The sequence below is a fragment of the Streptomyces pallidus (ex Mingjun et al. 2026) genome, from assembly GCF_051550185.1.
Classification (GTDB): Bacteria; Actinomycetota; Actinomycetes; order Streptomycetales; family Streptomycetaceae; genus Streptomyces.
This window is the reverse complement of record NZ_CP196181.1, coordinates 4,287,261-4,309,256: the sequence shown is the minus strand read 5'-3', so window position 1 is coordinate 4,309,256 and position 21,996 is coordinate 4,287,261. Positions and strand designations below refer to the sequence as shown.

The 21,996-nt window shown below is 73.2% G+C and carries 23 protein-coding genes, 1 tRNA gene and 1 pseudogene; 12 read left to right on the top strand and 13 right to left on the bottom strand.

Translation table 11 applies throughout. From position 1 onward, the window contains the following. Window positions 1-11 precede the first annotated feature (11 nt). On the bottom strand, window positions 12-569 hold the full coding sequence (locus ACSHWO_RS19060; RefSeq protein WP_361094898.1) for a GlcG/HbpS family heme-binding protein: 558 nt from the start codon (window positions 567-569) through the stop codon (window positions 12-14). 351 nt (window positions 570-920) lie between these two features. Here ACSHWO_RS19060 and ACSHWO_RS19055 point away from each other — a divergent pair, with 351 nt between their 5' ends. From ACSHWO_RS19055 to ACSHWO_RS19040, 4 genes are all read left to right on the top strand, one after another. Continuing rightward, complete coding sequence (locus ACSHWO_RS19055; RefSeq protein ID WP_438319157.1) at window positions 921-2,060, top strand: sensor histidine kinase; 1,140 nt, start codon at window positions 921-923, stop codon at window positions 2,058-2,060. Next, window positions 2,057-2,692 carry a response regulator transcription factor gene (locus ACSHWO_RS19050; RefSeq protein WP_361094901.1) on the top strand — a complete coding sequence of 212 codons (636 nt, stop codon included), beginning with the start codon at window positions 2,057-2,059 and terminating at the stop codon, window positions 2,690-2,692. The genes ACSHWO_RS19055 and ACSHWO_RS19050 overlap by 4 nt, the downstream gene beginning before the upstream one ends. Window positions 2,693-2,838: 146 nt before the next feature. Continuing rightward, window positions 2,839-3,366 (top strand): hypothetical protein, encoded by a 528-nt coding sequence (locus ACSHWO_RS19045; protein ID WP_361094904.1) that lies wholly within the window; start codon window positions 2,839-2,841, stop codon window positions 3,364-3,366. A gap of 97 nt (window positions 3,367-3,463) precedes the next feature. After that, a complete protein-coding gene (locus ACSHWO_RS19040; protein ID WP_361094907.1) occupies window positions 3,464-3,967 on the top strand; it encodes a hypothetical protein in 504 nt (167 codons plus the stop codon). 29 nt (window positions 3,968-3,996) lie between these two features. On the opposite strand, the gene ACSHWO_RS19035 is transcribed toward ACSHWO_RS19040, so the two are convergent. Next, window positions 3,997-4,689 (bottom strand): pentapeptide repeat-containing protein, encoded by a 693-nt coding sequence (locus tag ACSHWO_RS19035; RefSeq protein WP_385840870.1) that lies wholly within the window; start codon window positions 4,687-4,689, stop codon window positions 3,997-3,999. A gap of 77 nt (window positions 4,690-4,766) precedes the next feature. On the opposite strand from ACSHWO_RS19035, the pseudogene ACSHWO_RS19030 reads away from it, so the two are divergent. Then, window positions 4,767-5,011, top strand: a pseudogene (locus ACSHWO_RS19030) (oxidoreductase); the annotation flags it as partial. Between the two features lie 52 nt (window positions 5,012-5,063). Here the strand turns inward: ACSHWO_RS19030 and ACSHWO_RS19025 are convergent. Next, the gene (locus ACSHWO_RS19025) at window positions 5,064-5,537 is read right to left on the bottom strand and encodes a GNAT family N-acetyltransferase (protein ID WP_361094913.1); all 474 of its coding nucleotides are present in this window, start codon (window positions 5,535-5,537) and stop codon (window positions 5,064-5,066) included. 9 nt (window positions 5,538-5,546) lie between these two features. Further along, a complete protein-coding gene (locus ACSHWO_RS19020) occupies window positions 5,547-6,455 on the bottom strand; it encodes an aminoglycoside phosphotransferase family protein (protein ID WP_438313282.1) in 909 nt (302 codons plus the stop codon). 149 nt (window positions 6,456-6,604) lie between these two features. On the opposite strand from ACSHWO_RS19020, the gene ACSHWO_RS19015 reads away from it, so the two are divergent. Then, window positions 6,605-7,987, top strand: coding sequence for an NAD(P)/FAD-dependent oxidoreductase (locus tag ACSHWO_RS19015; RefSeq protein WP_438313280.1), 1,383 nt, complete (start codon window positions 6,605-6,607; stop codon window positions 7,985-7,987). Window positions 7,988-8,093: 106 nt separating this feature from the next. On the opposite strand, the gene ACSHWO_RS19010 is transcribed toward ACSHWO_RS19015, so the two are convergent. Further along, a tRNA-Thr gene (locus ACSHWO_RS19010) sits at window positions 8,094-8,167 on the bottom strand. A 272-nt stretch (window positions 8,168-8,439) separates the two neighbouring features. On the opposite strand from ACSHWO_RS19010, the gene ACSHWO_RS19005 reads away from it, so the two are divergent. From ACSHWO_RS19005 to ACSHWO_RS18995, 3 genes are all read left to right on the top strand, one after another. Next, entirely contained in the window at window positions 8,440-9,528 is a 1,089-nt protein-coding gene (locus ACSHWO_RS19005; RefSeq protein ID WP_385840848.1) for an ABC transporter ATP-binding protein, read from the top strand. 157 nt (window positions 9,529-9,685) lie between these two features. Then, window positions 9,686-10,099 (top strand): hypothetical protein, encoded by a 414-nt coding sequence (locus ACSHWO_RS19000; RefSeq protein ID WP_361094925.1) that lies wholly within the window; start codon window positions 9,686-9,688, stop codon window positions 10,097-10,099. A gap of 40 nt (window positions 10,100-10,139) precedes the next feature. Then, a complete protein-coding gene (locus ACSHWO_RS18995; RefSeq protein WP_361094928.1) occupies window positions 10,140-10,928 on the top strand; it encodes a nucleotidyltransferase family protein in 789 nt (262 codons plus the stop codon). A 111-nt stretch (window positions 10,929-11,039) separates the two neighbouring features. On the opposite strand, the gene ACSHWO_RS18990 is transcribed toward ACSHWO_RS18995, so the two are convergent. The 6 genes from ACSHWO_RS18990 to ACSHWO_RS18965 all read right to left on the bottom strand — a co-directional run bounded on the left by ACSHWO_RS18990 (window position 11,040) and on the right by ACSHWO_RS18965 (window position 17,413). Continuing rightward, entirely contained in the window at window positions 11,040-12,638 is a 1,599-nt protein-coding gene (locus tag ACSHWO_RS18990) for a DoxX family membrane protein (RefSeq protein ID WP_438313277.1), read from the bottom strand. Between the two features lie 194 nt (window positions 12,639-12,832). Further along, the gene (rlmB, locus tag ACSHWO_RS18985; protein WP_361094934.1) at window positions 12,833-13,789 is read right to left on the bottom strand and encodes a 23S rRNA (guanosine(2251)-2'-O)-methyltransferase RlmB; all 957 of its coding nucleotides are present in this window, start codon (window positions 13,787-13,789) and stop codon (window positions 12,833-12,835) included. A gap of 100 nt (window positions 13,790-13,889) precedes the next feature. Beyond that, window positions 13,890-15,290 (bottom strand): cysteine--tRNA ligase, encoded by a 1,401-nt coding sequence (gene cysS / locus ACSHWO_RS18980; RefSeq protein WP_438313275.1) that lies wholly within the window; start codon window positions 15,288-15,290, stop codon window positions 13,890-13,892. A gap of 106 nt (window positions 15,291-15,396) precedes the next feature. Next, the gene (gene ispF / locus ACSHWO_RS18975; protein ID WP_385840821.1) at window positions 15,397-15,906 is read right to left on the bottom strand and encodes a 2-C-methyl-D-erythritol 2,4-cyclodiphosphate synthase; all 510 of its coding nucleotides are present in this window, start codon (window positions 15,904-15,906) and stop codon (window positions 15,397-15,399) included. Beyond that, on the bottom strand, window positions 15,896-16,642 hold the full coding sequence (gene ispD, locus ACSHWO_RS18970) for a 2-C-methyl-D-erythritol 4-phosphate cytidylyltransferase (protein WP_438313273.1): 747 nt from the start codon (window positions 16,640-16,642) through the stop codon (window positions 15,896-15,898). Before ispD ends, ispF begins: the two co-directional genes overlap by 11 nt. A 288-nt stretch (window positions 16,643-16,930) precedes the next feature. Continuing rightward, window positions 16,931-17,413 carry a CarD family transcriptional regulator gene (locus tag ACSHWO_RS18965; RefSeq protein ID WP_179178388.1) on the bottom strand — a complete coding sequence of 161 codons (483 nt, stop codon included), beginning with the start codon at window positions 17,411-17,413 and terminating at the stop codon, window positions 16,931-16,933. A gap of 591 nt (window positions 17,414-18,004) precedes the next feature. Here ACSHWO_RS18965 and ACSHWO_RS18960 point away from each other — a divergent pair. Then, a complete protein-coding gene (locus ACSHWO_RS18960; protein ID WP_385840809.1) occupies window positions 18,005-18,694 on the top strand; it encodes a DUF461 domain-containing protein in 690 nt (229 codons plus the stop codon). A gap of 132 nt (window positions 18,695-18,826) precedes the next feature. Here the strand turns inward: ACSHWO_RS18960 and ACSHWO_RS18955 are convergent, their stop codons facing one another. Next, the gene (locus ACSHWO_RS18955; RefSeq protein ID WP_099199155.1) at window positions 18,827-19,507 is read right to left on the bottom strand and encodes a response regulator transcription factor; all 681 of its coding nucleotides are present in this window, start codon (window positions 19,505-19,507) and stop codon (window positions 18,827-18,829) included. A 38-nt stretch (window positions 19,508-19,545) separates the two neighbouring features. Beyond that, complete coding sequence (locus ACSHWO_RS18950; protein WP_361094949.1) at window positions 19,546-20,775, bottom strand: sensor histidine kinase; 1,230 nt, start codon at window positions 20,773-20,775, stop codon at window positions 19,546-19,548. Window positions 20,776-20,991: 216 nt separating this feature from the next. On the opposite strand from ACSHWO_RS18950, the gene phoU reads away from it, so the two are divergent. Then, window positions 20,992-21,663, top strand: a complete 672-nt coding sequence (gene phoU, locus ACSHWO_RS18945; RefSeq protein WP_361094952.1) for a phosphate signaling complex protein PhoU — start codon at window positions 20,992-20,994, stop codon at window positions 21,661-21,663. Between the two features lie 150 nt (window positions 21,664-21,813). Further along, the gene (locus ACSHWO_RS18940) at window positions 21,814-21,963 is read left to right on the top strand and encodes a hypothetical protein (RefSeq protein ID WP_361094955.1); all 150 of its coding nucleotides are present in this window, start codon (window positions 21,814-21,816) and stop codon (window positions 21,961-21,963) included. Window positions 21,964-21,996: the final 33 nt, after the last annotated feature.

Genomic DNA, 21,996 nt, shown 5'->3' with positions numbered 1-21,996 from the left:
GTCCGTCCGGACTACTTCTCCAGGGCCTCGACGCCGGCCTTGGCGAACTTCTCGTCGAGGTCACCGCTCGGGGCGCCGGCGACGCCGATGCCGGCCACCGGGGCACCGCCCGCCTGGACCGGGACACCGCCGCCGAGGAACAGGGTGCCGGGGATGTCCTTCAGGTTCGGGGCCTGGGCGAGGCGGCCCACGAGCACCGAGGTCGGCGCGTTCCAGGACACGGCGGTGAAGGCCTTGCGCTGTGCCGACTCGTACGACTGCGGGCCGGCGCCGTCGCCGCGGAGGGTGACGATGGTGTTGCCGTTGCGGTCCACGACCGCGACCGTCACCTTCTGGTTCTCCTTGCGGGCGGCCTCCAGCGCACCCTGGGCGGCGCGGGTGGCTGCGTCGACGGTCAAGTGGGTCGAGGTGGTGAAGTTCTTCTCGCCCACCTCGTTCTTAGCGGTCGCGGCGGCCGGCGCGGCCTGCACCTCGGCCTGCGCGGCGTTCGCGCTGACCGCGCCGAAGGTGCCGGCGCCGAGCGCGACGGCGAGGGCGGTACCGGTGAGAACGCGGGTGCGGGTCTTCATGCTGCTGCTCCTTGGACGTCGGGCCGGGCGCCGGTGGCCGTCGGCCGTCCGCCGTCCGCCGTGCACCGGATCGTTCGCCGGCCCGTTATCCAGCGGCCCGGCGTGGTGCTTCCAGCCTGCGGCCGCAACCCCCGCGCACCCGTCCCCGTACCGGCTCGCGACGGCTGCCGCTCCGGTCGACCCCGGGGTCGTCCGATCGGTTGATGCGCACCGGCCGCGGATGCGGCTTGGCTGGTCGGCGCCATCCCCCGCGACCGGGCACGATGGAGCCGACCGAACGATCCGCACCGGGAGCCCGCCGTGAGCCACCTCAGCCGAGCGCCGTCGCGCAAGGGGGACGCGGACACCCGGATGCTGGCGGCGGTCATGCACACGGCGTTCTTCCTGCTCCTGGCCGCCTCCGTGGCCCGCTATCTGCTCCGCCACCCCGGCTCGCCCGACACCCCGTGGATCATCGCCCTCGGCACCGCGCTCGCCCTGCTGTACGTGCTCGGCCCCGCCCTCGGCGCCGCGCCCACCGCCCGCCGACTGGCCTGGCTCGGGCTGGTCGTCGGCGTGTGGGTGGTGCTGGTCGTCCTCGCCCCCAGCTTCGCCTGGTGCGCCGTTCCGCTCTTCTACACGGCCCTGCGCACCCTGCCGCCGCGCGCGGCGATCGTCCTGGTCGCCCTGCTGACCGTGTTCGTCGTCGCAGCCCAGCTCAAGCTGTCCCGCGAGTTCGACCCGAACCTGCTGCTCGCCCCGCCGGCCATCGCCGCCCTGTCCACCGCCGTCTTCGTCCACATGGAACGCCAGGCCCAGGCGCAGCGGGAGCTGATCGACGACCTGATCCGCACCCGGCGGGAGCTGGCCGCCACCGAACGCCGCGAGGGCACCCTCGCCGAACGGCAGCGGCTCTCCATGGAGATCCACGACACCCTCGCCCAGCACCTGTCCAGCCAGCAGATGCTGCTCCAGGCCGCCGACCGGGTGTGGGACGACAGCCCGGCCACGGCGCGCGCGCACGTCCGTACCGCCACCGGCATCGCCGCACGCGGCCTGGCCGAGGCCCGCCGGCTCGTCCACGACCTCGCCCCGCCCGAGCTCGCGGGCGGGGCCGGCCTCGCGGACGCGCTGCGCGCCCTCGACGCCGGCCCGGACGTCGAGGTCCGCTTCCACCTGGAGGGCACGCCCGTGCCGCTGCCCGACCGGGTCCAGTCGGCGCTGCTGCGGGTCGCCCAGGGGGCCCTGGCGAACGTACGGGAACACGCGGGCGCGCGGACCGCGGCCCTGACCCTCAGCTTCCTCGGCGACCAGGTCGTCCTGGACGTCGCGGACGACGGCGCGGGCTTCGACGGGACCCGGCCGCCCCGCGCGAGCGGCGAGGAACGCGGCCACGGCCTCCCCGCGATGCGCGCCCGGGTCGGCCAGCTCGGCGGCACGCTCACGATCGAATCCGCCGAGGGCGAGGGCACCGTCCTGTCCGCGGCCATCCCCCTGGAGCACCAGCCATGACCACCACGCCGACGACGCTCCTGCTGTGCGACGACCACGCGGTGGTCCGGGCCGGGCTGCTGGCCCTGCTCGGCAGCGCCCCCGACATCGAGGTGATCGGCGAGGCGGGCAGCGGGGAGGAGGCCGTCGCGCTGGCCGCCCGGCTCCGGCCCGACGTGGTCCTGATGGACCTCCAGCTGGGCGAGGGCATCGACGGCGTCGAGGCCACCCGCCGGATCACCTCCGCCTCGGCCCGACCGCCGCACGTCCTCGTCCTCACCACGTACGACACCGACGCCGACATCACCCGTGCCATCGGAGCGGGCGCCACCGGCTACCTCCTCAAGGCGGAGCGGCCGGAGGAGCTCTTCGCCGCGATCCACGCGGCCGCGGCCGGGCGCACCACGCTGTCGCCGCCGGTGGCCAGCCGGGTGATGGCCCGCATGCGGGGCTCCCGGCCCACCCTGACCGACCGGGAGCTGGACATCCTGGGCCAGTTGGCCCGCGGCCTCGGCAACCGGGAGATCGCCCGCGCCCTGTTCATCAGCGAGGCCACGGTCAAGACCCACCTGGGCCGCATCTACGACAAGCTGGGCGTCGACACCCGCGCGGGCGCCGTCTCGGTCGCCAAGGAACAACGCCTCCTGCCGTAGACCGCGGAGCAGGGGCGGACGGAGGCGGGGCGGGGAGCGGGCCGGGGGGGGCGGGGCGGGGCGGAGTCGAACTGCCTGGTCAGGGCATTACATTGCAGCTCTTCGCGTCGGGACCGCCCGGCACCCGTCGAAAGGCCGATGACCGCATGCCCACAGCCCTGCGTGCCGCGCTCGCCTGCGTCCTCACGGTCGGTGCGCTGACCGCCTGCTCGGCGGAGGAAGACGCCGTGGAACTGAAGTACGTCCAGGACTACAGCGGCCATCCGCCGCTCGCCGTCGTCGGGTTCCCGTCCACCGGATCGCTGGGGATCACGCAGGAGGTGGTGTGGCGGATAGCCGACGGGGACGCCGGAGGGCTGGCGTCCCTCGTGCGCGACGGTCAGGACAACGGCGTTGCGCGGAGGACCGCCGAGAACTGGATCGCCGCGTTCCGCAAGGGCGCCGGCGGGAAGGTCACCGCAGAGTTCTACGACGACGGTTCGTACCGGCAGACGGTCGTGCTCTACCTGCACGACACCGACCAGATCAAACAGCTCCACGTCCTGCCGGCATGGGCGGAGGGCAAGGACGTCTGGCGGGTCAGCATGGGCGAGCCGGATCCCGCCGAAGCCACCGCCGTCTCCTCCTGGATCCCGAAGACCCCCGGCGCGCTCGGGTCGAAGTCACTGCCGTGACCCGGTCCGGGTCACGCCCCATGCCTCCGGTCACAACCGAGCCGGTCCCGCCCGGGGCGGGGCCGGCAGGGCGGGCCGGGCGTGGGACCATCAAGGGGTGCTCGACATCGGCTACTCCCTCTCCCGGCGCTTCCCCGACCCCCCGCAGACCGACTACCGGACGGCGGACGTCCACTCCCTGCGCCACGACCTGTTCTGCGGGGACGTCTACCTCGCCGACACCGATGCGGACCGGGAAGTGTCCACAGCCTGGGGATGGGTACCCGTCCTGGACTTCGCCTGGGCGCTCTGCGACATCGCCGAGCAGCTCGACCGGGACCCGCGCGGCAGCCGCTCCGCCGACCGGCAGTACGCCGAACTCGACTTCACCGAGTCCACCGACCGCATGCTCTTCGAGCGCCGCTTCGGCTGGGTCGACATCGAAGCCGACTGGATGCCCGCCGAGGAAGCCCCGCTGACCTTCAGCCACGCGGTGCTGCGCCGCGAGGCCCGCGACTTCCTCCACGACCTGATCGCGGACCTCGTCGACATGCACGAGGACCTCGGCGACAACCCGGCCGTCTGGAGCCTCCAGGCCCGCTTCCCCCGCGTCCCCGCGTAGCCGCAGCCGCCCCGCCGGGCCTCGCGCGGTCAGGGGACCACGCGCAGGCCCAGGTGCGCCGCCAGGGCCGGGGCCAGCGACAGCAGCTGGGCCGGTGTGACCGCCGCGCCGGCCAGGGCCTCCACCCCTCGCGCGAAGTCCAGCTCGGCCGCGCCCCGCAGGTCCACATCCGTCATACGGGCCCCGGAGACGTCCGCGCCCCGCAACACGCACCCGCGGAACTCCACCCGTTCCAGCACCGCCCCCGCGAAGTCCGGCTCCACCAGCACGCATTCCTCGAAGACCACGTCCCGCAGCCGTGCCTGCCGCAGGTTCAGGTAGTCGATCTTGCCGCCGCGGAACTCGACCCGCTCCAGCACCGCCCCGTGCAGGGCCGTGCCGCCCAGCCGGGCGTCGACCAGCTCCACGTCCCGCAGCGAGGCCCCGGCCAGGTCCGTGCCGACGCCCCGCACCCCCTCCAGCAGCGAGTCCAGGATCCGTGCGTTGGCCAGCCCCGCCTCGTCCAGCGTGCAGCGTCGTACCGCGCAGTCCATGAACCGCGCCCCGACGCCCTCCTGCCCCGACAGGTCCAGGTCCGCGAGCTCCAGCCCGTCGTAGTCCCCGTCGGGTTCCAACCCCCCGCCCGGCCAGGGGTGCAGGTCCGGCGGCAGCCCCACCAGCGGCCGCCGCGCCGCCTTGACCTGCTGCGCCCTGCCCGGGGCCTGCCGTCCGTTCCGCGCCACGCCCCCATCCTGCCCTACGGGACCGACACGGCCCGCCCCCGGCACCCGCACCGCCCCGCCCCCTTGAGGTGGAGGCCCCCGGCGCCCTCCACCTCATCTTCGGCCGGTCCGGCGGTCCCCTCGCACTCGGCGAAGCCGACCGCGCCGACCTCGCCGCCCGCGGCATCAGCCCCCACCACGTCCTCGGCCCCGCCGTGCTCCGGCGCGCCGGGGCGACGATCCGATCCGGGTCCTGGAAACCCGGGCCCTCGCCGAAGCCGCGGCCGCCCACCGCGCCCTGGAGACCCGCGGCACCACCGGCAAGGTCGTCCTCGAACCCTGAGAGGGAGCGGGCGCAGGCCACCGGCCGGGCCGGCCGTCAGGGCCTCAGGGCCTCAGGCCGTGCCCAGCCCGCGCAGGGCGTCGTCCGTCAGCCGGTACACCGTCCACCCGTCCTGCGGCCGCGCGCCCAGGGCCTCGTAGAAACCGATCGCCGGCTCGTTCCAGTCCAGCACCGACCACTCCAACCGCTCGTACCCCCGCTCCACGCAGATCCGGGCCAGCGCGGCCAGCAGCTCCCTGCCGTAACCGCCGCCGCGGGCGCCGGGGCGCACGTACAGGTCCTCCAGGTAGATGCCGTGCACGCCGCGCCACGTCGAAAAGTTCAGGAACCAGATCGCGAACCCCACCGGCTCGCCGTCAGGAGCCTGGGCGACGTGCGCGAAGGCCGCCGGCCGCTCCCCGAACAGCGCCTCCCGCAGCTGCTCCTCGGTGGCCCGCGCCTCGTGCGGCACCCTCTCGTACTCCGCCAGCTCGCGGATCATGGCATGGATGGCCGGGACGTCCCCGGCGACAGCGCTACGGATCATGCCCGCAGCCTAAGCCCGCCCCAACAGCACCTCCGCAACGAGCAGTTGCTCCCCGTCCAGCTCCGGCACACCGCCCCGCGCGTCCTCCACGTCCCACAGGCAGTTCTGCAGCACCCGCCCCAGCGTCCACGCCCGCGCCCGGTCCCGCTGCCCCGCCAGCCCGAGCACCTCCGTCAGCAGGTCGAACCGCCACCGCACCTGGTCCGCACGGAAGCTGTTCCGGATCGCCGGCAGCAGCTCGAACCCCGGATCGCCCGCGAGCGGCTTCGGATCGATCGCCAGCCACGGCTCCCGCCCGCCCGCCAGCACGTTGTCGTAGTGCAGGTCCCAGTGCAGCAGCCGGTCCCCGGGCTCCCCCGCCACCTCCGCCAACACCGCTGCACAGTCGGCCACCAGCCCCCGCTCCCGCGCGTCCGGGATCCCCGCCAGCGCCTCCGGCGCCCGCTCCAGCATCCCGGCCGCCAACGGCCCCAGCCCCCGCACCCCGGCCGGCGCCCGCACCGCCGTCAGCCGCGCCAGCAACTCCCCCACCACACGCACCGCCTGCCGTGGATCCCGCTCCGCCAGCCCCGACAGCGGCCGCCTCTCGTCGAGCCGCTCCAGCAGCAGGGTGCCCGTCCCCTGATCGTGCTCCAACAGCCGTACGCAGCCGCGCCCCGCCCACGCACGCAGCGCGACCGGCTCCCCCGCGCTCTCCTCGTCCGGCAGCAGCAGCTTCAGCACCGCCTCCGCCCCGTCCGACCGCCGCACCGGCACCACCAGCGCCGTCATCCCGTGCATCGCCGGCCCCGCCGGCCGCAGCGCCCACTCCTGGAGGAACCGCTCCGTCCGCGCCGGCAGCCCCGCCAGGAACTCCCGCCCCGCCTCCCCGTTGAACAGGACCTGCGCCTCGACCAGCCCCTCCGGAATCTCCACCACACCCCGACCGTAGACCGCACCGCCCCGCCACCACCTCCCCCGCACGGGGGAGCCCGCCCCCGCATCCGGCAAAAGGCCTGGTCCCCAGCGCCGGAACACGACATCCGGCCCTCTGGACACCCCTCCGGCCCCGGTGTACCAACTCCCCCATGACGATCAACGGCGGCATCTCCTTCTGGTACGCGACCGACGCCACCGGCGGCGCCGCACCGCCCCGCGCGCCCCTCACCGGCGACGCCACCGCCGACGTCGTCATCGTCGGCGGCGGCTACACCGGCCTGTGGACCGCGTACTACCTCAAGACCTCCGCACCCGACCTGCGCGTCACCGTCCTGGAGCAGAAGTTCTGCGGCTACGGCGCCTCCGGCCGCAACGGCGGCTGGCTCTACAACGGCATCGCCGGCCGCGACCGGTACGCCCGCCTGCACGGCCGGCCCGCCGCCCAACGGCTCCAGCAGGCGATGAACGCCACCGTCACCGAGGTCATCGACGTGGCCGCGAAGGAGGCCATCGACGCCGACGTCCACCGCGGCGGTGTCCTGGAGGTCGCCCGCACCCCCGCCCAACTCCGCCGCCTCAAGGCCTTCCACGAGGCGGAACTCGCCTTCGGCGAGACCGACCGCGAGCTCCTCGACGCCACCGCCACCCGCGCCCGCATCGACATCGCCGACGCCGTCGGCGCCACCTGGACCCCGCACGGCGCCCGCATCCACCCCCTCAAGCTCGCCACAGGACTCGCGCAAGCCTGCGAACGCCTCGGCGTCACCATCCACGAGTCGACACCGGTCACCGAGATCACCCCGCGCCGCGCCACCACCCCGTACGGCACCGTCCGCGCCCCGTACGTACTGCGCTGCACCGAGGGCTTCACCGCCTCCCTCAAGGGCCAGAAGCGCTCCTGGCTGCCCATGAACTCGTCGATGATCGCGACGGCCCCGCTGCCCGAGTCGGTCTGGGACCGGCTGGGCTGGACCGGGGCGGAGACCCTCGGCGACATGGCCCACGCCTACATGTACGCGCAGCGCACCGCTGACGGCCGCATCGCGATCGGCGGCCGCGGCGTCCCGTACCGCTTCGGCTCCCGCACGGACACCGACGGCACCACCCAGCCGGCGACCATCGCCTCGCTGACCCGGCTGCTGGAGTCCTTCTTCCCCGCCCTCACCGGGGTCGAGATCACCCACGCCTGGTCCGGCGTGCTCGGCGTGCCCCGGGACTGGTGCGCCACCGTCACCCTCGACCGCGCCACGGGCCTCGGCTGGGCGGGCGGTTACGTCGGATCCGGCGTCGCCACCTCCAACCTCGCCGGCCGCACCCTGCGCGACCTGGTCCTGGGCGACGCCACCGAGCTGACCGCCCTGCCCTGGGTGAACCACCGCGTGCGCCGCTGGGAGCCGGAGCCCTTCCGCTGGCTCGGCGTCCAGGCCCTGTACGCCGCGTACCGCGAGGCGGACCGCCACGAGGCCGCCACCCACACCCCGGCCACGGCCCCACTGGCCCGCCTGGCCGACCGGATCTCGGGCCGCCACTGAGCCCGGCGCCGCACCCGCACAGACGCGGAAGGCCCCGGAGTATCACTCCGGGGCCTTCCGCTTCTGCGCGAATTCCCGGGCCGGAAATACCTCCGACCTGGAACGGAGCCCCCTGTCGGATTCGAACCGACGACCTACGCTTTACAAGAGCGGTGCTCTGGCCAGCTGAGCTAAGGAGGCCTGTGACGCTGCGCGCACGCCAATCGCCTTCACTTTACACAGCCGACGGGCCCGCTCGCGAAGGGCATTTCCGGCCCGCATCCGCGCACCGCCCGCCCCGGGAAAGGGCTCCCGCCGCCCGTGGGCGCGTCGTACGTCACCCCCGGCCGGGTGCTGACAGAACGCGCCCCGCCGGGTACCGTCGGGCGGAAGTCCAGACCCTGGACCAGACCAACACTTCCTTCCACTCGGATCGTCCGGCACGTTCCTGCCGGTAGAAGGGATGCACCCCCATGGCTTCTGTCACCTTCGACGCGGCTACCCGCCTCTACCCCGGCGCCGACAAGCCCGCCGTCGACGCACTCGACCTGCAGATCGAGGACGGCGAGTTCCTCGTCCTCGTCGGCCCCTCCGGTTGCGGCAAGTCCACCTCCCTGCGCATGCTCGCCGGCCTGGAGGACGTCAACGGCGGCGCCATCCGCATCGGCGACCGCGACGTCACGCACCTGCCGCCGAAGGACCGGGACATCGCGATGGTGTTCCAGAACTACGCGCTCTACCCGCACATGACCGTCGCCGACAACATGGGCTTCGCCCTGAAGATCGCAGGCGAGGACAAGGCGACCATCCGCCGCAAGGTCGAGGACGCGGCGAAGATGCTGGACCTCACCCAGTACCTGGACCGCAAGCCCAAGGCCCTCTCCGGAGGCCAGCGGCAGCGCGTCGCCATGGGCCGCGCCATCGTCCGCAAGCCGCAGGTCTTCCTGATGGACGAGCCGCTGTCGAACCTCGACGCCAAGCTCCGCGTCTCCACGCGTACGCAGATCGCGGCGCTCCAGCGCGACCTCGGCATCACCACCGTCTACGTCACCCACGACCAGGTCGAGGCCATGACGATGGGCGACCGGGTGGCGGTCCTGAAGGACGGCCTCCTCCAGCAGGTCGACACCCCGCGCAACATGTACGACCGCCCGGCGAACCTGTTCGTCGCCGGCTTCATCGGCTCCCCCGCCATGAACCTGGTGGAGGTCCCGATCGCCGACGGCGGCGTGAAGTTCGGCGACAGCGTCGTGCCCGTCTCGCGCGAGGCGATCGCCGCCGCCGCGGACGCGGGCGACCGCACCGTCACCGTCGGCGTGCGCCCCGAGCACTTCGACGTCGGCACCGAGGGCGGCCTGACCATCACGGTCAACGTCGTCGAGGAGCTCGGCGCCGACGGGTACGTGTACGGCCGCACCGCCCAGGCCGACGGCGGCCAGGACATCGTCGTCCGTGTCGGCGGCCGCCAGGTGCCCGAGAAGGGCGCCACCCTGCACGTGGTGCCGCGCCCCGACGAGATCCACGTCTTCTCGACGTCCTCCGGCGAGCGCCTCTCCGGCTGACACCGGCCGCGGGGGCGCTCCCACGGGAGCGCCCCCGCGGGCGTGCGGGCCCGTTCGCCGCCCCCGTCAACCGACTATTCGAAAAACCACGTCGAACCATCCCCCAACCGGGTGACTAACTGTCGTCCGATCTTCACCGAGCGCTACTCTCGCCCTCGTGACCCACACTGCCCGCCGTATCGGCCGATCCCTCGCCCTGGTCCTGCCCGTCGTCCTGGTCCTGTCCGGGACCCTCGCGGTCACGATGGTCCCGTGGGCGGACAACTCGTCGTCCCGGATCCTGACCGCCTCCGCCGAGGACGTCTCCGTCCCCGCGAAGCCGCGCGCACCGCAGGACCTGCTGCGCGACAAGCTCCTCTCCGAGCTCCAGCAGGGCGAGATGCCGGGTGACGTCCTGACGCACCTCCAGCAGGAGGTGGACCGGCGGCCGTCGCTCGCCGACCACTGCGTGGGCATCGCGCGGGCCCTCGGGCGGGCCGCCGTCGAGGCGTACGGGCCGACGAAGGCCCAGTCCTTCTCCCGTCCGGTCTGCGACACCTCGTACGCGTCCGGCGTCGCCTCCATGGGCTGACACCCGGGCCGGCGGCGGGGCGGGCCCTACGCTGGCGCCCATGACCGACGCACCCCCCGCACCCCCTTCCCCGTACAGCACCGACTTCGCGGCCGCGGTCCCGGCCGCCCTTGCCCAGGCGCCCACCCAGGCGGTGGTCCTGGCGGGCGGCCAGGGGTCGCGGCTGCGGCCGTACACGGACGACCGGCCGAAGCCGATGGTCGAGATCCCGGGGACGGGGGTCCCGATCATCGGGCACCAGCTGAACTGGCTCGCCGCCGAGGGGGTCACCGACGCCGTCGTCTCCTGCGGGCACCTCGCCGAGGTGCTCCAGGAGTGGCTGGCCGGGGCGGACCTACCGCTGCGCGTGACCACGGTGGTGGAGGAGGAGCCGCTCGGACGCGGCGGCGGGTTGAAGTACGCCGCGCGGCACCTGCCGCACGCGGACCGGCCGTGGTACGCGACGAACGGCGACATCTGGACCCGGTTCTCGCTGCGGGAGATGGCCGCGTTCCACACCGAGCGGGCGGCGACCGCGACGCTGGCGCTGGCACGGCCGCGCATCCCGTGGGGCGCGGTGGAGACCAACGAGTTCGGGCAGGTGCTGGACTTCATCGAGGCGCCGCCGTCGCCGTACCTCATCAATGCCGGCGTGTACGTCTTCTCGCCCGAATTCACCTCTCTGCTCCCGGATTTGGGCGACCACGAGCGGACCACCTTCCCCCGGCTGGCCCGGGAGCGGCGGCTGGCCGGTTTCCCGATCCCGCAGGGCGCGTACTGGCGGGCGATCGACACGGCGAAGGACCTGACCGAGGCGGCGCGCGAACTGGCGGCGCAGAGGGCCTCCTGACGGCTCCACGGACTTCCGCACGGAAAGAGGAACGGAAAGGGAAGGGCCCGGGGCCCGGTACGCGTTTCGCGTGCCGGGCCCCGGGCCGTTCGGGCCGTTCGGGTCGGACCGTCAGCCGAGGAGGCCTCCGACGAGGCCGGGCTTCGTCGACGGGGCGTCCCCGCCGCTGCCCGCGCCGCTGCTGCGGTTGGTCGTGGACGACGGGGCCTTCGGGCTGGACTGCTTCGGTGCGGTACCGGAGCTGGTGCCGGTGCCGCTCTGGCTGCTGCCGGTGCTGCGGGTGGTGGGCGGCTGCGAGCCGGTGCCCGTGGTCTCGCGGGCCGTGGAGCCGGCGCGGCTGGGCTTGGTCGACGGGGTGGCGCTGGCGGCGGGCTCCGCCGGCTTCGAGGGCTGCTGGGAGGCGGGCTGCTGCGGTTGCTGCTGCTGGTGCTGCTGCTTGGACGGCGGCACCGGCAGCGGGGAGCCGGGCAGGTAGTTGCTCGGGGCCTGGCCCGGGCCGGGCACGGTGACGACGGTGCTGGAGCGGACGGCCCCGCCGAGCAGCGAGCCGATGAGCAGGGTGAGTCCGCAGACGAGGGTGGCCATGACGGCCCCGCGGCGCAGCACCCGCCGCCGCAGTGCCCACAGGTCGGAGCGCGGGCCGAGGGTGCGCCAGGCCTCGCCGGCGAGGCGTCCGTCCAGGGAGTAGACGGGCGCGCCGGCGATGATCAGGGGGCTCCAGGCGGCGAGGTAGATGATGTCGGGGGCGTCGTAGGCGGGGACGGTCTTCCAGCTGACGGTCATGAGCAGGGCGGCCGACAGCAGTGCGCCGAAGCAGGCGGCGAACCGCTGCCAGAGCCCGAGGACGGTCAGGACACCGACGACGACCTGGAGGAAGGCCACGCTGAGCCCGGCCCCGACGGGGTGGGCGAGGGCGAAGTCGCGCAGCGGCTCGGCCAGGGCCCAGGGTTGGAGGGTGCGCAGCCAGGTGACCATGGAGCCGCGCTCGCCGCCGTCGAAGTAGACGGGGTCGCAGAGCTTGCCCATGCCGGCGTAGATGGAGATGAAGCCGAGGAAGACCCGCAGGGGGAGCAGGACAACCCCGAGGTTCATGCGGCGGCCGGGGTAGTACGAGGCGTGGCCGCGGCTGTCGGAGGGGGCGCGGCGGCCGGCGTCCTGGCTGCCGGGTCCGCCGTCGTAGGGGAACGGGCCGGCGTGGCCGCCGTGGCCGCCGTGGCCGCCGGGGGGCAGGTCCCGCACGGGGGCGAAGGCGCGGGTCTCGTCCCGGGCGCCGTACTGGCGCTGGCCGATGACGGTGGGGGTGGGGACGGTGTCGTCGGCTCGGTCGTGGGCGAGGTCCACGCGGGGGATGACCTGCGTGGCGCCGGAGTCGCCGGTGTCGTAGTCGTCGTGGCCGAGGCCGCCGCCGTGTCGGCGTACGGCCTGGAGCAGTCCGCCCATGGCGGCGGTGTCGCCTGGTGCGGATTTGCCGCTCCAGACGACGGGGGCCCTGCGACGGCGGGCGGCGGCTCCGGCGGCGGTGACGGCGCCGCCGAGGACGGGCATCCGGCCGGGGGTGCTCGCGGCCTTGGAACGCGCGCTCGGGCTCGGTGCGAGCCGCACGCGGAAGCTGGCGTGGTTGACGATGACCTGTGCGGGGTCGCACGGCACCTTGACCATGCTCAGCGCGGGCTGGTCGTCGAACCCTGACGTTCTGGTGTCCACACTCATCTAACCGAGTGATCAGTGTTTAGGACACTGCCTTGACAGCAGGGATGTGTCCGAGACCCGTCAAGATCAAGCCACCCCGCCCGAAACGGGCGGGGTGGCACGCTCACGGGTCACGCTCCGTGAGCCGAGTGGATCACGCAGGGTGCTCCGGACGGGTGGCCGGGCGGGCGGCCCGGGCACCGCCGCCGGTGCGGTCAGGCGCGGCGGCGGGCCGCCTCGTACAGGACGACGCCCGCGGCGACACCGGCGTTGAGCGACTCGGCGCCGCCCGGCATCGGGATGCGCACGAGGTAGTCGCAGGTCTCGCCGACGAGCCGGCCGAGGCCCTTGCCCTCGGAGCCGACGACGATCACGACCGGGCCGGCCAGGGCATCGAGGTCGGCGACGCTGTGCTCGCCCTCGGCGGCGAGGCCGACGACGGTCAGCCCGGCCTTCTTGTAGTCCTGGAGGGCGCGGGTCAGGTTGGTGACCCGGGAGACCGGGGTGCGCGCGGCGGTGCCGGCGGAGGTCTTCCAGGCACCGGCGGTCATGCCGGCCGCACGGCGCTCGGGGATGACCACGCCGTGGCCGCCGAAGGCGGAGACGGAGCGGACGATCGCGCCGAGGTTGCGCGGGTCGGTGACGCCGTCGAGGGCGACGATCAGCGGCTGCTCGCCGTTGTCGTAGGCCGCCTCGGTGAGGTCCTCGGGGTGCGCGTACTCGTAGGGCGGGACCTGCAGGACGAGGCCCTGGTGGTTGAGGCCGCCGGTCATCCGGTCGAGCTCGGGGCGCGGGGCCTCCATCAGGTTGATGTTGCCGCGGGCACCGGCGAGCTGGAGGGCCTCGCGGACGCGCTCGTCGTTGTCGATGAACTGCTGGACGTACAAGGTGGTGGCGGGCACGCCGTCGCGCAGCGCCTCGAAGACCGGGTTGCGGCCGACGACCATCTCGCTCGCGCCCTTGGGGCCGCCGCGGCGCGGGGCGGGACGGCGGCGCGCGGCCGCCTTGGCGGCGGCGTTGGCCATGCGGAACGCCTTGTGGCCCTTGCGTTCCTCGGCCTTGGGCGTGGGGCCCTTGCCTTCCAGGCCCTTGCGCCGCTGACCACCGCTGCCGACCGTCGGACCTTTCTTGTTGGACGTGCGGCGTCCCCTGCGCTGGCTGTTCCCGGCCATGACCTCTACCTGTTTTCGTCGGTGCTGCGATATGTACGTATGAAGAGTGTGCCGCCCGGGGCACCGGGCGGCACAACGTGGCCGGTCAGGCCGGGTCCGGTCAGCGCGGGCCGAGTGTCCAGCGCGGCCCGGACGGGCTGTCCTCGATGACCAGCCCCGACTGCTGGAGCTGGTCGCGGATGGCGTCGGCGGTGGCCCAGTCCTTGCGGGCGCGCGCCGACTCGCGCTGGTCGAGGACCAGCCGGACGAGCGTGTCGACGGCCCCGTGGAGCTCGGCGCCCCGGTCGGTCTCCTCCGACCAGCGCTCGTCCAGGGGGTCCAGGCCGAGCACGCCCAGCATGGCCCGCACCTCCGACAGGCGCGCCACGGCCGCGTCCTTGTCGTCGGCGGCGAGCGCGCTGTTGCCCTGGCGGACGGTGGTGTGGACGATGGCGAGCGCCTGGGGGACGCCCAGGTCGTCGTCCATGGCCTCGGCGAAGGCCGGCGGGACCTCGGCGGCCGGGTCGACGGCCTTGCCGGCCTTCTCCACGACGCGCTGGCAGAAGCCCTCGATGCGGGCGAACGCCGACTCGGCCTCGCGCAGGGCCTCCTCGCTGTACTCGATCATCGAGCGGTAGTGCGGGGTGCCGAGGTAGTAGCGCAGGACGATGGGACGCCAGTTCTTGACCATCTCGGAGACGAGCACCGAGTTGCCCAGGGACTTGGACATCTTCTCGCCGGACATGGTGACCCAGGCGTTGTGCAGCCAGTACGAGGCGAAGTCGTCACCGAAGGCCTTGGCCTGGGCGATCTCGTTCTCGTGGTGCGGGAAGATCAGGTCCAGGCCGCCGCCGTGGATGTCGAAGGCGCTGCCGAGGTACTTGTGCGCCATGGCCGAGCACTCCAGGTGCCAGCCGGGCCGGCCGCGGCCCCACGGGGTCTCCCAGTCGGGCTCCCCGGGCTTCGACGCCTTCCACATGGCGAAGTCGCGGGGGTCGCGCTTGCCGCTGATGCCCTCTTCGGCGGGCTGGATGAGATTGTCCAGTTCCTGGTTGGAGAGCTTCAGGTAGCCGGGGTACGAGCGCACGTCGAAGTAGACGCTGCCGTCGGCCTCGTAGGCGTGGCCGCGCTCGATCAGGCCGCGCATCATCTCGATCATCTCGGTGACGTGGCCGGTGGCGCGCGGCTCGTAGGTGGGCGGCAGGCAACCGAGGGCGTCGTAGCCGTCGTTGAACGCGCGCTCGTTCTCGTAGCCGATGGACCACCAGGGGCGGCCCTGCTCCGCGGACTTGGCGATGATCTTGTCGTCGATGTCCGTGACGTTCCGTACGAAGGTCACGTCGTAGCCGCGGTACGCGAACCAGCGGCGCATGATGTCGAAGTTCAGCCCGGAGCGGATGTGCCCGATGTGCGGCGCCGCCTGCACGGTGGCACCACAGAGGTAGATCGAGACACAACCCGGCTTGAGGGGGGTGAAGTCGCGGATCTGCCGGGCGCTGGTGTCGTACAGGCGAATAGTCACGGCATCCAGGGTAGTGGGCCCGGGGCAGTGCCCCGCGACCCTTTCCGGGGCGCGGGGCCTCCTGCCGGTCCGGGGGCGCGCCGTGGCGGACGCCCCCGACGGGGGATCAGGCCGGGTCCGTCCGGTAGACCAGGGCGGTCGCGATCGCGGCGAGTCCCTCGGCGCGGCCGGTCAGGCCCAGGCCGTCGGTGGTGGTGCCGGACACGGACACCGGCGCGCCGGCGGCCTCGGAGAGCGCCTTCTGCGCCTCGCCGCGCCGCTTGCCGATCTTCGGGCGGACGCCGATCACCTGGATGGCGATGTTGCCGATCTCGTAGCCCTCGGCGCGGACGATCCGGGCGGCCTCCGCCAGAAGGGTGACGCCGGCGGCGCCGGACCACTCGGGGCGGGAGGTACCGAAGTGCGCGCCGAGGTCGCCGACGCCTGCGGCGGAGAAGAGGGCGTCGCAGGCGGCGTGCGCGGCGACGTCGCCGTCGGAGTGCCCGGCGAGGCCGTCCTCCCCTTCCCACAGCAGGCCGGCGCACCACAGTTCGCGGCCGGCCTCGAAGGCGTGCACGTCGGTGCCGATGCCGACCTGGGGGATCAGCGGCGCGGCGGGGGTGGGGCTAGTAGGCATCGGTGGCCCTCCTGCGGGCGAGTACGGCCTCGGCGAGGACCAGGTCGAGCGGGCGGGTGACCTTGAAGGCCTCCTCGTGGCCGGGGACCACCATGACGGTGGTGCCGAGCCGTTCCACCATCCCGGCGTCGTCGGTGGCGCCCTCGCCGACCGCGGCGACGGTCTCGTGGGCGTGCCGGAGGGTGGCGAGGTCGAAGCCCTGCGGGGTCTGCACGGCGCGCAGTCGGGCGCGCTCGGGCGTGGCGACGACCGGCTCGGGCTCGCCGGGCCTGCCGGGCTCGACCTCCTTGACGGTGTCGGCCAGCGGCAGTGCGGGGACGACGGCCGGGGCGCCGGCGCGGACGGCCTCGATCACGGCGTCGACGGTGTCGACGGGGACGAGCGGGCGGGCCGCGTCGTGGACGAGGACGGAGGTGACGTCCGCGGGGAGGGCGGCGAGGCCGGCGGCCACGGACTCCTGGCGGGTGTCGCCACCGGGGACGACGAGGAGTTCGGTGCGGTCGGGCAGCGGGTGCTCGTCCAGCAGGCGGCGCACCTCTGCGGTGCCGTCGGCCGGGGCGACCACGACCACGAGGGAGACGGCCCGGGAGCGGGCCATCGCGCGGACGGCGTGGATGAGCATCGGCGTGCCGCCCAGGGCCCGCAGGGCCTTGGGGGCGCCCGGGCCGAGGCGTACCCCGCGGCCGGCGGCCGGGATCACCGCGGCGGTGCGGTGGGGGCGCGATTGGTCAGACATGTGTGGTAGCTCCGAGCCAGGTTTGTGACTTCGGCCGACATGGGTATGGCCCTGGGGAGTGCCGGGTGCGACGCCCTCGCCCCCTTCCGTGACGACCGGTCGAGCCGGCTGCCCGGGCCCGGTACGGCGTGCGGTGCGGGACGTGTTCACGGCCGGTGGGGCGTGGACAGCGGGGACGACGTGAGTCGTGGGTGGCGTGGGTACAGACATGCCGCAGCGCCCGGCAACGGCCCCCTCGTGGAGGCTGTCATCGGGCACCGCGGCACAACTGTGTACGGGGTTGTCGCGTCAGGACGCGAGAACCTCGTCGAGGAGGGCCTCTGCCTTGTCCTCGTTGGTGTTCTCAGCGAGGGCGAGCTCGCTGACCAGGATCTGACGCGCCTTGGCGAGCATGCGCTTCTCACCTGCGGACAGTCCGCGCTCGCGCTCACGCCGCCACAGGTCGCGCACCACTTCGGCGACCTTGATGACGTCGCCAGAAGCGAGCTTCTCCAGATTTGCCTTGTAGCGACGGGACCAGTTCGTCGGCTCCTCGACCTGCGGCGAGCGCAGGACCTCGAAGACCCGGTCCAGCCCGTCCTGGCCGACTACGTCGCGGACGCCGACGAACTCTGCATTGTCGGCAGGCACACGAACCGTCAGGTCGCCCTGGGCGACCTTGAGCACCAAGTAGGTCTTGTCCACGCCTTTGATCTGGCGAGTTTCGATGGCCTCGATCAGCGCGGCCCCGTGATGGGGATAGACCACGGTGTCGCCAACCTTGAACGTCATGTGACAGGTACCCCTTCCGTGGCTATCCAGGGTAACACGAGAACTGACTGTTATGAATGGCGTTTTCGCAGGTCAGAGCGCATCTCGGGGCTTGACAACCACGACAGGAACGTGCTGCGGAGGGCTTGCGGAAGGGGGTATTCGCAGGTCGGAGCCACTGTGCGGACCGGGCGAAACGGCCACGTTACACCCGGGCGAGAGGCGGGCCAGTGTGACGTACGTCCCGTTTTGCCGGTTTCGGAGACGGGGAACCGAAGCACTCCACTCGACTGGAGGCCACCCGTACGGAGTGGTTCAGGCCCAATCCTGGAATTGATCACGGAGAGCCGTTCGAAGGAATCCCGGAATTGATCACGGGAGCCCCTCCGGGCGATATAGCGGACGGCACGTGAACGGCATGCGAAGGGCGTGCGGAATGCAAGATCGCGGAGCGGCCAGGGGGCCGCCCGCGCGCTGCGGAGGGTCGGGTGCGGGGCCGGGGCGGCGGCTCGGTAACCTAAGCGCGCTGACACACCCTTAGGACGGCTTTACCTCGGCCGTCCGACAGACCGCCGTCCTTCCGTTCCGTACGTCCAAGGAGTTGCCGCCGCCGTGAGCCGCAGCCTTCGACGCGGCGCCCTCGCCGCCACCGCCGTCGTGTTCTCGATCGCCTCGCTGGCCGCCTGCGGTGCGGGCAGCGACGCGCAGACGCTTCAGATCAAGCCGGACAACGCCTCCGCCAGCAAGGGCGAGATCGAGATCCAGAACGCGCTGGTGATCACCCAGGGCACCAAGGAGCGCACGGGCGGGGCCGTGGTCTCGGCGACGCTCTTCAACAACAGCATGAAGCCCGAGGTCCTGGAGTCGATCGCCCTCCCGGGCCGCGGCAAGGTCACGCTGAAGCCCGCCGAGGGCTCCGGCAAGGTCGTCGTGCCCTCCGGCGGCTCCATCGTCATCGGCGGCAAGGGGAACGCCTCCGCCGTGATCGAGGGCCCGAGCGAGGCCGTCCGGGACGGCGCCGCACAGGAGCTCGTCTTCAAGATGAGCAGCACCGGCGAGATCCCGCTCCAGGCGTTCGTCGTCCCGAACACCGGCGCGTTCGCCTCCTTCGGCCCGTCCCAGGCGCCCGCCGCGGGCCCGAGCGCCCCGGCCAGCCCCGCCGCCCCGTCGGGCTCGCCGTCCGGTTCGCCGGCAGCCTCCCCCTCGCCCGCCGCCTCGGGCTCCCCGGCCGCGGGTGCCTCCCCGGCCGCGTCCGCGTCCGGCACGCCTGCGGCCTCCGCCTCGCACGCCGCCGGCCACTGACGCGCCGCGCGCCCCGTACGAACGGGAAAGGGCCCCGTCCGCTGCTGCGGACGGGGCCCTTTCCCGTCGTCCTCCCGTGGGCCGTCGTCCTCCCGTGGGCCGCCGTGCGGCCGGAGCCCGGCGGGACCGGGTCTACGGCTCGAACTTGTAGCCGAGGCCGCGGACGGTGACCAGGTAGCGCGGGGCGCCCGGGTCGGGCTCGATCTTGGCCCGCAGCCGCTTGACGTGCACGTCGAGGGTCTTGGTGTCGCCGACGTAGTCCGCGCCCCACACACGGTCGATCAGCTGCATGCGGGTCAGGACGCGGCCCGCGTTGCGCAGCAGCATCTCCAGCAGGTCGAACTCCTTCAGCGGGAGGTCCACCTTGGCGCCGCCAACGGTGACCACGTGCCGGTCGACGTCCATCCGTACCGGGCCGGCCTCCAGCGCGGCCGGGGCGACCTCCTCCGGCTCACCGCGGCGGCGCAGGACCGCGCGGATGCGGGCGACCAGCTCCCGCGAGGAGAAGGGCTTCGTGACGTAGTCGTCGGCTCCTATTTCCAGCCCGACGACCTTGTCGATCTCGCTGTCCTTGGCGGTGACCATGATCACGGGGACGTTGGAGCGGCCCCGCAGCTGCCGGCAGACCTCCGTGCCCGGCAGGCCCGGGAGCATCAGGTCGAGGAGGACGAGGTCGGCGCCGTTGCGCTCGAACTCGTCGAGCCCGTCGGGCCCGGTCGCGGCGATGGCGACCTCGAAGCCCTCCTTGCGGAGCATGTAGGACAGGGCGTCGCTGAAGGATTCCTCATCCTCGACGACGAGCACTCGGGTCACGGAAGGACCTCCGGGGCAGGAATGGCTGGTTCTCTGGTTCAGGCTGGGGTCGGGTGGCCGGGGGTGGCGGCGGCCGGGGTGACGGGCGGGGCGGGCGGGGTGCTGTTCGACGGTGCGGCCGCCTCGGGCAGCCGCAGGGTGAACGTGGAGCCCTGTCCCTCCGAGCTCCACACGGACACCTCGCCGCCGTGGGACGCGGCGACGTGCTTGACGATCGCGAGACCGAGACCGGTCCCGCCCGTGGCACGGGAGCGGGCGGGGTCCACGCGGTAGAAGCGCTCGAAGATCCGCTCGCGGTCCTTCTCCGGAATGCCGATGCCCTGGTCGGTCACGGCTATCTCGATCATGTCCCCGCCGGGGGCGGCCACCTTGCGGGCGGCGATGCCGACGCGGGTGCGGGCCGGGCTGTAGTTGACCGCGTTCTCCACCAGGTTGCCCAGGGCCGCCGCGAGCTGGCCGCGGTGACCCCAGACGAACAGTTCGGAGGTGCCGCCCGCGGCCATGGTGATCTGCTTGGCGGACGCCGTGTGGCGGCAGCGGTCCATCGCCTCCGCCACGAGCGTGTCCACGCGGACGGGCTCGGCGTCCTCCAGCAGCTCGTCGTTCTGCACCCGCGAGAGGTCGATGAGCTCCTGGACGAGGTTGATCAGCCGGGTGGCCTCGATCTGCATGCGGCCCGCGAAGCGGCTGACCGCCTCGGGGTCGTCCGCGGCGTCCATGACGGCCTCGGACAGCAGTGAGATCGCCCCCACCGGTGTTTTCAGCTCGTGCGACACGTTCGCGACGAAGTCGCGCCGGACGGCCTCGATGCGGCGGGCCTCGGTGAGGTCCTCGACCAGCAGCAGCACGAGCCGCGAGCCGAGCGGGGCGACGCGCGCCGATACCGCCAGGGCCTCGCCGCGGCCGGTGCCTCGCCGCGGCAGATCGAGCTCGACCTGCCGTATCTCCCCGTCCCGGCGGGTGTCGCGGGCCATGTGGAGCATGGGCTCCACGGCCAGCTTGCCGCCGCGGACCAGCCCGAGGGCGTACGCCGCCGAGCTGGCCTTGACCACCGCGTCCCCCTCGTCGAGCACGACGGCGGAGGAGCGCAGGACGGACAGGACGGTGTCGACCCCGGGGGGGAGCACCGCGTTGATGTCCGGGCGCATGGAACTCCGGGTGGGGCGGGCCTGGTCACGCTCACTCCAGCGGAACGCCAGCGTCGCGACCGCACCGGTGCACGCACCGGCGATCGCTGCAGCTGCGGCGACCGCCGCGTTCACGTCCATGCATCCAGGTTAAGCAGCCGCAACGGCACTTCCACAGCCGTTCGGGTGGCGCCTCGAACAGTCGTCGCCCAGAGTTCACCGTGGCGACGGTACTGATTCACTTGAGGTGCCGGAGTCGGACGCGTTTGCGGCCGACGGTGTCGACGTGGGGCAGGAGGCCGCCCCCACCCGCCCGTGCCAGGGGCAGAAGCGCAGCAGGCCAAGAGAGGGACACCCATGCGTGACGCGTACCACGAGGAACTGGATTCGATCGGGGAAAGCCTGGTCGAGATGGCCCGGCTGGTCGGTTCCGCGATCGGGCGGGCCACGACGTCCATGCTCGACGCCGACCTGAAGCTCGCCGAGAGCGTCATCGCGGCCGACCAGAAGATCGACGACCTCCAGCACGACCTGGAGGCCCGCGCCATCGCCCTGCTGGCCCGCCAGCAGCCGGTCGCGACGGACCTGCGGATCGTGGTGACCTCGCTGCGCATGAGCGCCGACCTGGAGCGCTCGGGCGACCTGGCGCAGCACGTCGCGAAGCTGGCGCGGCTGCGCTTCCCGGCCTCGGCGGTGCCGCGGGACCTGCACGCGACCATCCTGGAGATGGGGCAGCTCGCCCAGCGGCTGATGGCCAAGGCGGCCGAGGTCATCATCACCAAGGACGTCGACCTGGCGATGCAGCTGGAGACGGACGACGACGAGATGGACCAGCTGCACCGCACCCTCTTCCAGCACCTGATGGACGACCGCTGGAAGCACGGCATCGAGACCGCGGTGGACGTGACCCTGCTGGGCCGGTACTACGAGCGCTTCGCCGACCACGCCGTGTCGGTGGCCAAGCGCGTGGTGTACCTGGTGACCGGCGAGCACGCGGACGATCTGCAGCCGCCGATCGAGGCGGTCTGAGCCGGAGCCGGTGAGCGGGCCGGCCCGCTCACCGGCTCCGACGGGACGGCGAGCCCCAATGCGCCGTTGACGCGCCGGTACCGCTGGGCATGAATGAGGGCGAAGGCACGTACGACCCGCCAGCCCGTACCCCGCCTCCGAGGAGGATCCATGCCAGATTCCCCCGTCCCCGTCACACCGGAGCAGGAGCTGTCTGCGAAGCCGGAGCCGCTGCGCCTGCCCCTGCTCGGGGCCTGCGGCTGCGGCTCGGGCTGCGGCTGCGGCTGCCAGTCCGGCGCCCCCTGCCAGTGCGGCGGCTGACCCGCCACCACCCGGCCCACACGCCGAGAAGGG

Excerpts from the sequence above, each read along its gene's own strand:
- ACSHWO_RS19055 (WP_438319157.1), top strand. The coding sequence starts at position 921 with ATGCTGGCGGCGGTCATGCACACGGCGTTCTTCCTGCTCCTGGCCGCC.
- ACSHWO_RS19005 (WP_385840848.1), top strand. The coding sequence starts at position 8,440 with ATGGCTTCTGTCACCTTCGACGCGGCTACCCGCCTCTACCCCGGCGCC.
- ACSHWO_RS19025 (WP_361094913.1), bottom strand. The coding sequence starts at position 5,537 with ATGATCCGTAGCGCTGTCGCCGGGGACGTCCCGGCCATCCATGCCATG.
- ACSHWO_RS18965 (WP_179178388.1), bottom strand. The coding sequence starts at position 17,413 with ATGACGTTCAAGGTTGGCGACACCGTGGTCTATCCCCATCACGGGGCC.
- ACSHWO_RS18950 (WP_361094949.1), bottom strand. The coding sequence starts at position 20,775 with ATGGACGTGAACGCGGCGGTCGCCGCAGCTGCAGCGATCGCCGGTGCG.
- ACSHWO_RS18995 (WP_361094928.1), top strand. The coding sequence starts at position 10,140 with ATGACCGACGCACCCCCCGCACCCCCTTCCCCGTACAGCACCGACTTC.
- ispD (WP_438313273.1), bottom strand. The coding sequence starts at position 16,642 with ATGTCTGACCAATCGCGCCCCCACCGCACCGCCGCGGTGATCCCGGCC.
- phoU (WP_361094952.1), top strand. The coding sequence starts at position 20,992 with ATGCGTGACGCGTACCACGAGGAACTGGATTCGATCGGGGAAAGCCTG.
- ACSHWO_RS19045 (WP_361094904.1), top strand. The coding sequence starts at position 2,839 with ATGCCCACAGCCCTGCGTGCCGCGCTCGCCTGCGTCCTCACGGTCGGT.
- ACSHWO_RS18990 (WP_438313277.1), bottom strand. The coding sequence starts at position 12,638 with ATGAGTGTGGACACCAGAACGTCAGGGTTCGACGACCAGCCCGCGCTG.
- rlmB (WP_361094934.1), bottom strand. The coding sequence starts at position 13,789 with ATGGCCGGGAACAGCCAGCGCAGGGGACGCCGCACGTCCAACAAGAAA.
- ACSHWO_RS19050 (WP_361094901.1), top strand. The coding sequence starts at position 2,057 with ATGACCACCACGCCGACGACGCTCCTGCTGTGCGACGACCACGCGGTG.
- ACSHWO_RS18940 (WP_361094955.1), top strand. The coding sequence starts at position 21,814 with ATGCCAGATTCCCCCGTCCCCGTCACACCGGAGCAGGAGCTGTCTGCG.
- ispF (WP_385840821.1), bottom strand. The coding sequence starts at position 15,906 with ATGCCTACTAGCCCCACCCCCGCCGCGCCGCTGATCCCCCAGGTCGGC.
- ACSHWO_RS19015 (WP_438313280.1), top strand. The coding sequence starts at position 6,605 with ATGACGATCAACGGCGGCATCTCCTTCTGGTACGCGACCGACGCCACC.
- ACSHWO_RS19060 (WP_361094898.1), bottom strand. The coding sequence starts at position 569 with ATGAAGACCCGCACCCGCGTTCTCACCGGTACCGCCCTCGCCGTCGCG.